The organism is Mojavia sp. (assembly GCF_059505145.1).
Genome location: NZ_JCACKA010000063.1, coordinates 522,433 through 533,898 on the forward strand (window position 1 = coordinate 522,433; position 11,466 = coordinate 533,898).

Below are 11,466 nucleotides of genomic sequence, written 5' to 3' on the forward strand. Positions count from 1 at the left end.
AAATTAGCCGTGACAGCAAACTCAGCCAATAATACAGCTTCTATTTTTCGACTATCTCCCTTGATTCGGATAACGCTGTTGAGTCTATATGTAGCACTCACAATCCCATTGCCTTTCTTATCTCAAGCCACAGCAGCACCCATACCACCAGCATTATTGTGGTTGGGAATTAGTATCGGCTTAATAGCCTTGTATGCGGTGTTGACTGAACGAGTAATCTTAGATGACCAAGGAATTCAGGTTAATTACCCCGTCTGGGTTCCTCGTTTTTTGGGTAAAGGTTGGTCTTTGGCTTGGTCGGAGGTAAAAGAGTTAAAACCTCGCACCACTGGACAAGGAGGTATAGTTTATTATTTCCTCAGTAAGCAAGGAAAAGCTTATTTATTACCAGTACGTGTAGCCGGATTTGCTCAAATGGTCAGGCAAGTACAGGTCAAGACAGGTATTGACACCACAGATGTCCGCCCGTTGGCACAGCCTTGGATGTATATGATTTTGCTAGGTTGTACATTATTGCTGCTGTTGGTAGATGGTTTAACTATCACCACAGCTTTATATCAGTAATTAACTTGTTAGGCAGGGAACAGCTTGAAGAATGTGTAATTAATTTTGTTTAGGTAATTAATTATCAGTAATCAACACACAGACTGATTACTGATTTTCTCAATTTCCAATAAGGTAAGTGAATTAAACTTGAATTTGGATAATGTTAATCCTAGAGTGAGTCTCAGACTAGAGCAAGTTAATCTGTTTACAAAGCTAAAAACTCAACTTCCAGGTAACCAAAAGGGATATCCTATATTGGAAGATATTACTTTTGAGGTATTGCCAGAGCAATGCATTGCTATTGTGGGGCCATCAGGCGCTGGAAAAACTGCATTATTACACCTCATTAATCGTCTGATTGAACCCACTAGTGGCAAAATTTATCTGGAAAATCAGGAATATTGCCAAATTCCTGTTATCCAGTTACGCCAAGTAGTGACACTGGTATTGCAAGAGTCTAAGTTGCTGGGGATGACAGTTCAGCAAGCTTTAGCATATCCATTAGTTTTGCGTGGTTTACCCAAACAGACAATTCAGCAACGAATCAGCTATTGGATAGAACAGCTGCATATTCCTAATGACTGGTTAGGACGAACTGAAGTGCAACTTTCTGCTGGACAGCGACAGTTGGTAGCGATCGCCCGTGCCTTAGTCATTCAACCTAAAATATTACTATTAGACGAGCCAACCTCTGCCTTGGATGTTGGTACAGCTTTCCATCTGATGGAAGTTTTAACCCAGCTGGCTCACACTCATCACACCACGATTTTAATGATCAATCACCAGTTGGAGCTAGCACAGATATTTAGTACGCGATTGTTGCATCTACAGCAAGGTCGGTTATTGGCAGATCAAAGAGCCTCTGAAATCAACTGGGTTAACTTGCGAGATAGCTTAATGCACGCAGAAGCACAAGTATCTGAAGAATGGAACTAATCTCTACGCTCAGATTAAAACTTCAAAATGCAAGATGCAATAAGAAGGATTTAATTTTTGAATTTTGAATTAATTTTTTTCCTATACACGTTGAGTACTTAGAGTTGAGCGGGGATTGCTAAATCTCTCTTTAGCCAACTTTGTTTGTGATTGGGAAATATTGGAATTGAGAATTTCCATGTTAAATCGGTATCCTACATTGCGGATGGTTTGAATCAAGCTCGGCTGTCGGGGGTCAAGTTCAACTTTTTTCCGCAGCGATAAAACATGAGTATCAATTGTGCGCGGGTTATCGATGGCATCCGGCCAAGCTCGTCGCAGCAATTCTGATCTAGATAGAGGCACGCCTCCAGCTTGTGCTAAAACGTATAGTAAACTAAATTCCTGGGGTGTTAAGTCAATAAACTCCCCTTGAAACCGAACCCGGCGTTGCACTAAATCAATTTGCAGAGCGCCGTAATCTAGATAAGCTGGTGCAACAGGTGTACGGTTGCGCCGAATTAATGCTTCTACCCGTGCTAGAAACTCTTGCATTCCAAAAGGCTTACTTAGATAGTCATCTGCCCCCGCCTTTAAACCTAGGACAATATCGGCTTCATTACTACGGGCAGATAGCATTAAAATTAAGGGCTGTTGCTGACGATGCAACCAACGGCAAAACTCAATGCCATCACCATCAGGCAAATCAGCATCAAGAATGACCAATGTTGGCTGCTGGCTCAAAAACACTTCTCTTGCTTGATAAATACTGGCGGCTTGGTGTACCCGGTATTCCAACTGTTGCAAGTGCCAACCTAGCAACGACCTCAGATGGGGATTCCCCTCAACAATTTCAATACAAACCGAACCCACGGTGGCAAGACCCCTTAGCGTCGATGACTCTCAAAGTAACAAGCCCATGCCCAAGGTTTTGTAGCCTGTGTTACTCCAATTACTATTAGCTTTACATTTCCATATGCCAATAGTGATAAGAAGATTAATTTATGCTCTTCCCAAAGCAGATTAGTAATATCCTTAAATTTTTGTTAGACTTATTGAAATTCATTCTGCCTAAACATCCTACTCCTAAAAGGGGTTAATGCACCAAAAGACTATCACCAAACAAGCTAACCCTTCCCTAAGCTATTTTTCAGCTTTATGGTGAAAGCGGATTATGTCTTGCAGAATTTGGTATCGACATCCGCCGGGAGAGCCGGGATGTTGACAGAGGAAATTATAAAAATAGCTTACCAAACAATCATATTCCACGGTTTCTGGAATAGGATCAAAATATATTGTAGCTGCTGGGGGTGTTGCCCAAACTAGAGATATTGGTTTTGAGTTGATGCCAAAGGGAAAGTGACCCTTCACATTTCAGCATGAATCATTTACAATTCTCATTCCAAAGAGATTAATTCAGCAGTTATGCTCCAAGACACACAAACCATCCGCTATTACCAAAGAATTACCGACGCCTTCGTCGAGCTATGGAATCGTGGTTATCGCATGGATGATATGCGGATGTATTTGGATGGATATCTAGCCGCACTGCGACACGGTAACGCCATTGAGCCTTTTTTGATTCATCGTTTAGAGGAGGAAGCCAGCCGCTATTTGTACGATGCATCAAATTTTGCGATGACGCAGCCAGAACCGGAACCACAACACGATTACTATTAATGCCCTTGCTTGGCCATTGATAGTAACCATTAATCAACGCAGATAATTATAACATATTACCTGCATTGATCAAGGGGTGATGTGGTGTGAAATTTTGTAGATATTATCTTGATAAAAAACATCCCCTTAGTGCCGTTTTGGTTTTACCGATTCCACTGAGGGGATTTTTAGCTATCTCCGGCAGGACGCATAAGGCAGTCCCGATGAAAAAATTTCACCTTTACTCTGCGAGAAGCCGCTTTGCATCTACGGGGTATCTCCTAAGCCCTCCCTTGCACGCTGCACGGGAAGCGCAGCCATGGCTCCTCAGCACTTCATTATTCAGCACTCGGCAAGATTTAACCCCCTTGGACGCGATCGCCTACTGCTTGCTGTTAGGGGCTGTGTAATTGAATTCAGGAAAATCCTGATCCGAATAAATTTAAATATTGGGTTATCTGCATAAAATTTCCATAAAGTGCTGATAAGTTCAGACACATTTAAAGTAGGGATATTGTATGTGGAAGTTTTAGAATTAACTTTTGAACAAGCAATGCTAGTTTTAGATACAGTGTTGCAGAAAAAGCATTTAAGTAACATTCAAGAGTTAGTACTCAGAATGTGCTGGCAAGGATACACGTATGCACAGATTGCCGAAAGCTCAGGTTACGATGATGACTACATCAGAGATGTAGGCTTCCGTTTATGGCAAACCCTCTCAAAAGCATTGGGCGAAAATATTGCGAAAAGTAACGTCAAAACAGTTTTGAGGCGGCATTATTCCAACCTTGCTAAAGCAGAATCACAAGTATCTACTATTGCTGCATTCCAAACCTCTAAAATCCAACAGCAACAAGACTGGGAAGAAGCCGCTGACGTTTCTATATTCTATGGACGTCAGACAGAACAAACATTACTTCAAAAGTGGATTGTTCATGAAAAATGCCGCTTGGTGATGCTGCTAGGAATGGGCGGGATTGGCAAAACGGCTTTGTCTGTGAAGGTAGCACAAAATTTACAGAGCAAGTTTGATTGCATAATTTGGCGCAGCCTACGGAAAGCCCCACTCATTTTTGACTTGATACGAGAGTTAATTTTATTTCTCTCTCAGGAAAAAGAAGTGAATCTGCCAGAAACCATAGACGGACAAATCTCTTGTCTGATTAGCTACTTGCGCTCCCGACGTTGCCTGATCCTCTTAGACAATGCGGAAACAATTTTGCAAAGTGGAAAAACAGCAGGACACTACCGCTTAGGGTATGAAGGATATGGTCAACTTTTTAGACGCGTGGCAGATGAAGTCCATCAAAGTTGCCTGGTGTTTACAAGTCGAGAGAAGCCAACGGGATTGACAGCTAGAGAAGGTGAAACTCTGCCTGTGCGATCGCTGCAACTAACTGGTTTGCCGCGAAAAGAAGCACAGCAAATTCTCGCAACCAAAGGACTAGCAAGTTCAGGTGCTGAATGTGACAGCCTAATTCAGCGCTATGCAGGTAATCCTTTTTCTTTGAAAATTTTAGCAACGACAATCCAGTGCTTGTTTGATGGTAATATTTCCGAATTTTTACAGCAAGGTTCAGTTGTTTTTGGCGACATTTGGGAAATATTAGAACAACAGTTCAATCGCTTGTCTGCTAACGAAAAGCAGGTGATGTACTGTTTGGCAATCAAACGGCATTGGGTAACTTTACCTCAATTGCAACAAGACATTGTACCGCATATGTCTGAGCGGGAATTGCTAGAAGCGCTCTTGTCTTTGCAAGGGCGATCGCTCATTGAACAGCAATCAGGCAGCTACACTCAGCAACCTGTAGTCATGGAATACATCAGCGAGAAACTGATCGGGCAAGTGTGTTGTGAACTGAACTCTGGAGACGTCGAATTATTATATTCCTAAGCCAGAACCGTATTGAATAAAAATACCCTTGAAAATGGGGTTATATTACTATACCCCTAGTTTTCAAAGGTACTAAACATCGACAGATTTATTCTACAGCAAAGCGAGAAGCTAGCAGCATCTTAAGATATGCTGCAAAGAAAATACTATGAAGCTAGTGCTACTTCCACTAATTGCTGTAATTCGCCTTTTTGGTAAAGTTCTATGAGAATGTCTGAACCACCAATAAATTCACCGTCAATAAAGACTTGGGGAATCGTCGGCCAATTGGAATATTCTTTAATTCCTTGACGAATTTCGTAGTCTGATAGAACGTCAACAGTCTCGAAGGGAACTCCCAACGTATTCAGAATTTGCACGACGTTGTTGGAGAAACCACATTGAGGCATCAACTTGTTTCCCTTCATGAAAACCAAAATTTTGTTCTGTTGTAGCAACTTGTCAATTTTCTCTTTGATTTCTGGCGTCATGGTCTTCCTGTTTCCTACTTTTGCTTATAGTCAAGAGTCAACAGTCAATATTTAAACTGCGGACTTTTAATATTGAACTATCAACTTCTAAGAAGCGGCTGTTGTCTGCCAAGCTTCTGGAGTATAAGTTTTTACTGCCAAGGCATGGATCGCTTCAGTTGACATAGCTTGCCGCAACGCGCCGTAAACTAACTGGTGTTGCTGCACCAGCCTCTTGCCTGCAAACTGCGATGAAACTACTGTCACCTGATAGTGGTCACCACCACCAGTCAGGTCTTGCACCTGAACCTGGGCGTCTGGCAGTTCCGCTTTGATCATTGCTTCAACCTGCTGCGGACTAATCATCGCAATTCCTGAAAAAACTTCTTTTCTATTATTAACAGATATAGAGCGATCGCCTCTGCTTCTTCAAGTTTTGGCAGGGCTAAGGTTATACGCACTCTAGGCAGGTGCTTTCTTTGAATGCTTGGTAAACTGATGGTGGATAATCCCATCCTAGCATTAAGGCATTGGGAAGCCACGGCTTAGAGTCAGGGGGATTGAATGAGTTTGATTATTTTTGGGATGATGAACTACTACCGCCTTGTCTAGGATAGGGGGCATCAACAAAACCTAATTCCAATAACTGTTGATAAGCTTGCTTGCCTAAGTCTCGTGTCGGGTTTTGGCTCTTAATAATTTGTATTAGTAACGGCACAGCTAATTCTGGCTGATTTTGTGCCCGATGTACCAGCGCTAGCCTATAAGTTGCTTGATCTCGCAATTGAGCGGTGTCTAGTGCTTTTTTCCGCTGAGAATCGGAAACTCTGTTGTCAATTCCCGAAAAACTAGAGTTCAAATCCTGATAAAAATTAGATAGTTGATTAAACACCTGACGCGCTTCTTGAAGCTTCTTAGTAGCCACGTCGTATCTTTGGGCAGAAACGGCACCTTCTGCTTCTTTAAGAAGACGCTGCCCACTTTCAATGCTCAACAGACTACTATTCTGCGCGATCGGACGCAGATTATTTGGATTGTTGGGGTCAATAAGTTGTGGTTGGTTATTAGTGCTTGGTAGGTTTGGTACCTGAGCATTGACAGATGATAGCAGACTGAGGGCTGCTATAAGTGATAAGGAAGTGGGGCGAATCCAGGGAACAGCTACAGCTAAGTTCATGGGATCAATTCGTGCGACAAGTATACAAACAGAAATGGAAACTTTGGGTATCTTAACTCTGTTTTCGTCCTTGACAAAGCAAAGCAACATACTAAGGTTCTATGTTTTAGACTGAAAATCAGTTTAATTGAGTTCCCATAGCCCCTAATATAGTAGTATCTAAAATCACTATTATGAATGATCGCGTCAATTCCTCTGATTCTGCCAACATGGGTATACCAGCAAGCAGCCTGGGAATGGTATTACAACGCGGTGGTGAAGAATTAATTTTAGAAAAGGTATTGGATCGTTTCACTGTCCGTCCTGTTAAGGCTATTCCTCCCCAAGAATTATCACAGGCTAATGGAGGCATTTGGCGTCGCAGCATTCCCCAAGCACGGCTAGAAGTTTTTACGGTAGAACTAAATGAGTTAGAAAGGGCAATGTCCCAAGCCCGTGCTGACCAAAATGTTGCCTTTGCCAGCCATATTTACAAACTCAAAGATAATCCTGGGACTTTTGTTTATCTCAATGACCAAATCACAATTCAATTTGCCTCTTGGGTTGATGCTGCAAAGATAAATGCTTTAACAAGTGCATATAGTCTAATTCAGGACAAACCAGTCCTTGGGATACCTAATACTTTTGTATATCTAGTCAGTAAACAAGCCACAGAAAATCCGATCAAAATTGCTAACCAGTTGCAAGGACTCCCAGAGGTATTAGCTGCTGAACCTAACATCCTTGTGCAACAGGAACAGCATTACAAACCGCGTGATCCGCTTTATCCGCAACAATGGTATCTCAATCATAATGGCGGTAATCAATTGGTAGCGGGTTCCCATGTTTCTGTAGAACAAGCTTGGGATATTACTCGTGGTGTCCGTTCTGTGGTTGTAGCCGTAGTTGATGATTCTTTTGATTTGAATCACCCAGATTTTCAAGGTAGCGGCAAAATTGTTGCCCCTAGAGACTTGAAAGAAAATGACTTTTTACCCTTACCCTCTGAACAGGAAAGTAGTCACGGTACGGCTTGTGCAGGCATAGCCCTTGCTGAAGAAAATGGTACAGGAATTGTCGGGGTTGCTCCGGGTTGTGCATTGATGCCAATTCGCACGACTGGATTTTTGGATGATGAATCAGTTGAGGAAATATTCAACTGGGCAATACAAAAGGGAGCTAGTGTTATTTCTTGCAGTTGGGGAGCTTCTGCTGTTTATTTTCCCCTTTCTTTGCGCCAACGTGCCGCGATCGCCCGTGCTGCTAACAAAGGGCGCAATGGTAAAGGTTGCGTGATTTTATTTGCTGCGGGTAATGCTAACCGCCCGATTGAAGGTACTATTAATGAGCGGAATTGGCCGAAAAATTTTTTAGCAGGTAATACAAATTGGCTAAGTGGTTTTGCGGTACATACGGATGTAATTGCTGTTGCTGCTTCTACTAGCTTGAATAAAAAGGCAGCTTATAGCAATTGGGGCAAGAATATTGCAGTATGTGCCCCAAGTAACAACGCTCCACCTGGTATGTGGTTTCAGGAAAAGGGTTTTATGGAAACACAACCTGCGATCGCCACTTCCCTGAACGGATTAGGAATGTTCACTACTGACCAATTAGGAGCCGCAGGTTACGATGCTGGAGATTTTACCCGCAACTTTGGCGGTACTTCCGCCGCAACTCCTTTAGTTGCAGGCGTGGTAGGACTGATGTTGTCAGCCAATCCTGACTTAACAGCACAACAAGTCAGACGCATACTGCAAGAAACCACTGATAAGATTGTTGATCCTAACCCAGATCCTCAATTAGGTTTACGTGAAGGTACTTATGACGGCAATGGACATTCTCAATGGTTCGGTTATGGCAAGGTAAATGCTTTTAAAGCTGTGCAAGCAGCGCAGCAACTACGTGCAGTTGCATCAAGTACTACTAAGCAAATCAAGCAACAAAATGACAGCCAGATAGGAATTCCCGATAATGATAAACGGGGTGTTAAAAGTGCGATCACCATTACCGAGACGAGTTTAGTCCAAAATATTCAAGTAACAGTCAACATCACTCACGATTTTTTAGGCGATTTAGAAATTTATTTAATTGCTCCTAACGAGCAGCAGGTATTATTGCAAAATCGTACCTTAGGTCGTCGCACCGATTTACAAACAACTTACACAGTGCGATCGCACCCAGCCCTCAAACGGTTTCTATCGTTGTCAGCTAAAGGGCGTTGGCAGTTATGGATCGTTGACTATGCACCAGAAGATGTAGGTAAACTCAATAGCTGGGAATTAATTTTGGATATTTAACTAACAAAATTAAGAATTGGGAATTTCTGCAAATGCGTGAGTAGTGATTTCGGATTCTTGAGAACTTAGTTGTTGCAAAACCCTAGCTAACTCAGCGGTGAGGCATTTGGCATTTTGTTTTATACAGCCATTAGCATAATCTGCAACTTTTATTGCTGGGGCGACATAAATCCTGACATCCGTTCCCCAGTTTGGATAAGGTTGGCTGTAATTGATGCTAATCGGTATAACTTTGACACCTAGTCCAGGCTGACTAGATTCAGCGCTCAAAGCTAGACGAGCAATTCCAGGCTTTAATGGATGAACTTTAGCATCACGATAAATCCCACCTTCTGGAAAGATAACCAGAGTTTTTCGCTCCTCAAGCAACTCAACCCCATGCCGCAGGGTGGTGATTGATGGATGTTTAGGATCGACAGGAAAACCTCCTAAGCGCTTGACAAACCAGCCTTGCAATCCTTGACATTCGCTACTAGTCACCATAAACCGCAGGTCTTTTCCGGCAATAGAACCCATAGCAACATAAGGTATCAGCAATGCATCCCAACGCGATCGGTGAGTAGGAGCTAAAATTACTGGACCAGTCGTAGGAATATGCTCTTGTCCAATGATGTCAATGTGCCGAAAGAACGACGGTAATACAAGGTGGCGTCCTAATATATACGCTAGAGGACTTAACCATGAAGAAACCCGCGAGGTAGTATGAGCCACCTTAGTCTTTGTAGGGGTATTTGCTAGTTTTTGCTGGCAAGTAGGGGTGGTAGAGTAAAATTCCATCATGAGGGTGGCCGCAGAATTTTCGGTAAAATATGAGGAAACCTTGATTACTTACACCGTAGATTTTCTTCCGTGATTTGTGTACCACCTATTGGACAGTTTCGCCTCTGTCTGCTAGTTTCTCCTGTGCCGCAGAGTAGCAAACCAAGCTTGCAACTGCTGACGACAGGCAGACTCTAGAATGCCTCCAAGGACTTGCAGGTGGTGATTAGAAGCAGCACTATCAGGAAGGTTAGTAACGGTACGAATTGCACCAGTTTTTGTATCGTCTACTCCATATACCAGCAATCCTAGACGAGCGTGTATAATAGCACCTGCACACATTGGGCAAGGTTCTAAAGTTACATAAAGGGTGCATTGATTAAGATGCCAATCTTGTAAAGTTTTAGCAGCTGCCCTAAGAGCGAGAATTTCTGCGTGAGCTGTGGGGTCTTTGTCACGTTCTTTCCTGTTCTCGCCTTCCGCAAGCAAATTGCCCAAAGAATCAATAATTACAGCACCTACAGGGACTTCTCCGGCATCACCTGCGGCTTGTGCTAATTCTAAGGCACGACTCATCCATTTTCGGTGTGCAAGATATTCTGGGTATTCAATTAACATAGTTTTATTGAGAATAATTATATATATTTAAAGTCCGCAGACTTTTATTCGTAGTAATCACTTCGGTGGCTAGAAATCTTGAGGTGCTGACTACGGATTACTATGACAAAGCCCGCCGAAGCGGGCTGACTTGTTTTTTATCTTCTTCAGTGAAGATGCTGGGATTGAGAAGTTTGATTCTCAAAAAGCTAATTTTGCTTCTAAACGGCTACTTGAGCTAAGAGAGGGTCAAGTTGACCTTGTGTATCCAACTGATAAAGATCGTCACAGCCACCGACGTGTTGATTGTTAATGAAAATCTGCGGTACTGTGCGGCGTCCATTGGCACGTTCTGCCATTTTAGCTCTAGCTGCTTCGTCGCCATCGATTTTGTATTCTTGGAATTCTACACCTTTCCACCACAGCAGCATTTTAGCGCGAATGCAGTAAGGGCAAGTTTGCCAAGTATATATCTCGACGTTGGCTTTGACTCGCTCTGGATGGCGATTTAAAAGAGGATTGAGAAAATCGAGCATAATTTGAGATTTTATGAATTTGTGAGATTTTCTCTAGCCTAGATCATTGCTAGGGTTAGTTATCGCATAGGGAGTGGAACCCACTTTTGAAAACCTTCTAAATGGTTGCAGTAAGCTAAATAACCAGTGAATGCCCAAATCAGCGCAGCTGTACCAATTAAACGTCAATTTCGGTCAGTTTTGCAATAGAAAGGTTTTAATTTTAGCCTTCCCCAGGAGCGATCGCACTCCATTAAAAGCAAACACTAAGGTATCCTATAGCAATCCGATTTGATTCCTAAAATTACTTGCGTAGGTAGGGAACAGGGAACAGATAAAGAAGGGAATTTGAAGTCTACGGAATTTGTTCAAAAATCAAATAAGAGTCCTATAATGCGATCACCTCCTTGTAGGAAAGGAGAAAATGCTTTCAAAAATCCAAAAGTAAGAAATGCCAAAATTTATTTTCTGACTTTGATTATTACAACCAAGGAATGACAGTGCTTTTGAGAGCCATTATCTCGCACCATTGAGCGGTCAGGGCTTTTGCCCTTGTTGGTGTCACCTTTGCTAGAACCAGCCAAATTAGTGTCAAGCGGGATAAATCCGTAAACGACGAAGAGGTTCTTCACCAAAGCTTTGAGACTTGAGACGGTAGCGTTCAACCAATTCATGC

The 11,466-nt window shown here is 42.5% G+C and carries 15 protein-coding genes; 6 read left to right on the plus strand and 9 right to left on the minus strand.

Features of this window, described 5'->3' with window-relative positions; genetic code table 11:
* Window positions 1-9: 9 nt before the first annotated feature.
* Together AC5JL8_RS14535 and AC5JL8_RS14540 are read left to right on the plus strand one after the other, a co-directional pair.
* Window positions 10-564 carry a hypothetical protein gene (locus AC5JL8_RS14535; protein ID WP_495880471.1) on the plus strand — a complete coding sequence of 185 codons (555 nt, stop codon included), beginning with the start codon at window positions 10-12 and terminating at the stop codon, window positions 562-564.
* Window positions 565-699: 135 nt separating this feature from the next.
* Window positions 700-1,482: an ABC transporter ATP-binding protein gene (locus AC5JL8_RS14540; protein ID WP_495880506.1), complete on the plus strand. Its 783-nt coding sequence runs from the start codon at window positions 700-702 to the stop codon at window positions 1,480-1,482.
* 81 nt (window positions 1,483-1,563) lie between these two features.
* On the opposite strand, the gene AC5JL8_RS14545 is transcribed toward AC5JL8_RS14540, so the two are convergent.
* The gene (locus AC5JL8_RS14545; RefSeq protein WP_495880472.1) at window positions 1,564-2,334 is read right to left on the minus strand and encodes a response regulator transcription factor; all 771 of its coding nucleotides are present in this window, start codon (window positions 2,332-2,334) and stop codon (window positions 1,564-1,566) included.
* Between the two features lie 552 nt (window positions 2,335-2,886).
* On the opposite strand from AC5JL8_RS14545, the gene AC5JL8_RS14550 reads away from it, so the two are divergent.
* From AC5JL8_RS14550 to AC5JL8_RS14560, 3 genes are all read left to right on the plus strand, one after another.
* A complete protein-coding gene (locus AC5JL8_RS14550; protein WP_495880473.1) occupies window positions 2,887-3,141 on the plus strand; it encodes a DUF6761 family protein in 255 nt (84 codons plus the stop codon).
* Window positions 3,142-3,344: 203 nt separating this feature from the next.
* Window positions 3,345-3,530 carry a hypothetical protein gene (locus AC5JL8_RS14555; RefSeq protein WP_495880474.1) on the plus strand — a complete coding sequence of 62 codons (186 nt, stop codon included), beginning with the start codon at window positions 3,345-3,347 and terminating at the stop codon, window positions 3,528-3,530.
* Window positions 3,531-3,640: 110 nt separating this feature from the next.
* Entirely contained in the window at window positions 3,641-5,017 is a 1,377-nt protein-coding gene (locus tag AC5JL8_RS14560; protein WP_495880475.1) for a helix-turn-helix domain-containing protein, read from the plus strand.
* Between the two features lie 146 nt (window positions 5,018-5,163).
* On the opposite strand, the gene grxD is transcribed toward AC5JL8_RS14560, so the two are convergent.
* The 4 genes from grxD to AC5JL8_RS14580 form a co-directional block, all read right to left on the minus strand.
* A complete protein-coding gene (grxD, locus tag AC5JL8_RS14565) occupies window positions 5,164-5,487 on the minus strand; it encodes a Grx4 family monothiol glutaredoxin (protein WP_495880476.1) in 324 nt (107 codons plus the stop codon).
* An 87-nt stretch (window positions 5,488-5,574) separates the two neighbouring features.
* A complete protein-coding gene (locus tag AC5JL8_RS14570) occupies window positions 5,575-5,832 on the minus strand; it encodes a BolA family protein (protein ID WP_495880477.1) in 258 nt (85 codons plus the stop codon).
* Entirely contained in the window at window positions 5,829-6,008 is a 180-nt protein-coding gene (locus AC5JL8_RS14575; protein ID WP_495880478.1) for a hypothetical protein, read from the minus strand. Before AC5JL8_RS14575 ends, AC5JL8_RS14570 begins: the two co-directional genes overlap by 4 nt.
* A gap of 32 nt (window positions 6,009-6,040) precedes the next feature.
* Window positions 6,041-6,643 (minus strand): hypothetical protein, encoded by a 603-nt coding sequence (locus tag AC5JL8_RS14580; protein ID WP_495880479.1) that lies wholly within the window; start codon window positions 6,641-6,643, stop codon window positions 6,041-6,043.
* Between the two features lie 173 nt (window positions 6,644-6,816).
* Between AC5JL8_RS14580 and AC5JL8_RS14585 the strand changes: the two genes are divergently transcribed.
* Complete coding sequence (locus AC5JL8_RS14585; RefSeq protein WP_495880480.1) at window positions 6,817-8,919, plus strand: S8 family serine peptidase; 2,103 nt, start codon at window positions 6,817-6,819, stop codon at window positions 8,917-8,919.
* Between the two features lie 9 nt (window positions 8,920-8,928).
* Here the strand turns inward: AC5JL8_RS14585 and AC5JL8_RS14590 are convergent, their stop codons facing one another.
* The 4 genes from AC5JL8_RS14590 to AC5JL8_RS14605 all read right to left on the minus strand — a co-directional run.
* A complete protein-coding gene (locus AC5JL8_RS14590) occupies window positions 8,929-9,699 on the minus strand; it encodes a lysophospholipid acyltransferase family protein (RefSeq protein ID WP_495880481.1) in 771 nt (256 codons plus the stop codon).
* Between the two features lie 111 nt (window positions 9,700-9,810).
* On the minus strand, window positions 9,811-10,296 hold the full coding sequence (tadA, locus tag AC5JL8_RS14595; RefSeq protein ID WP_495880482.1) for a tRNA adenosine(34) deaminase TadA: 486 nt from the start codon (window positions 10,294-10,296) through the stop codon (window positions 9,811-9,813).
* Between the two features lie 200 nt (window positions 10,297-10,496).
* Window positions 10,497-10,811 (minus strand): glutaredoxin 3, encoded by a 315-nt coding sequence (gene grxC, locus AC5JL8_RS14600; RefSeq protein ID WP_495880483.1) that lies wholly within the window; start codon window positions 10,809-10,811, stop codon window positions 10,497-10,499.
* 570 nt (window positions 10,812-11,381) lie between these two features.
* A partial coding sequence (locus tag AC5JL8_RS14605) for a R3H domain-containing nucleic acid-binding protein (RefSeq protein ID WP_495880507.1) occupies window positions 11,382-11,466 on the minus strand: 85 nt, incomplete at its 5' end.

Excerpts from the sequence above, each read along its gene's own strand:
- AC5JL8_RS14550 (WP_495880473.1), top strand. The coding sequence starts at position 2,887 with ATGCTCCAAGACACACAAACCATCCGCTATTACCAAAGAATTACCGAC.
- AC5JL8_RS14555 (WP_495880474.1), top strand. The coding sequence starts at position 3,345 with ATGAAAAAATTTCACCTTTACTCTGCGAGAAGCCGCTTTGCATCTACG.
- grxD (WP_495880476.1), bottom strand. The coding sequence starts at position 5,487 with ATGACGCCAGAAATCAAAGAGAAAATTGACAAGTTGCTACAACAGAAC.
- AC5JL8_RS14570 (WP_495880477.1), bottom strand. The coding sequence starts at position 5,832 with ATGATTAGTCCGCAGCAGGTTGAAGCAATGATCAAAGCGGAACTGCCA.
- AC5JL8_RS14580 (WP_495880479.1), bottom strand. The coding sequence starts at position 6,643 with ATGAACTTAGCTGTAGCTGTTCCCTGGATTCGCCCCACTTCCTTATCA.
- AC5JL8_RS14585 (WP_495880480.1), top strand. The coding sequence starts at position 6,817 with ATGAATGATCGCGTCAATTCCTCTGATTCTGCCAACATGGGTATACCA.
- AC5JL8_RS14590 (WP_495880481.1), bottom strand. The coding sequence starts at position 9,699 with ATGATGGAATTTTACTCTACCACCCCTACTTGCCAGCAAAAACTAGCA.
- tadA (WP_495880482.1), bottom strand. The coding sequence starts at position 10,296 with ATGTTAATTGAATACCCAGAATATCTTGCACACCGAAAATGGATGAGT.
- grxC (WP_495880483.1), bottom strand. The coding sequence starts at position 10,811 with ATGCTCGATTTTCTCAATCCTCTTTTAAATCGCCATCCAGAGCGAGTC.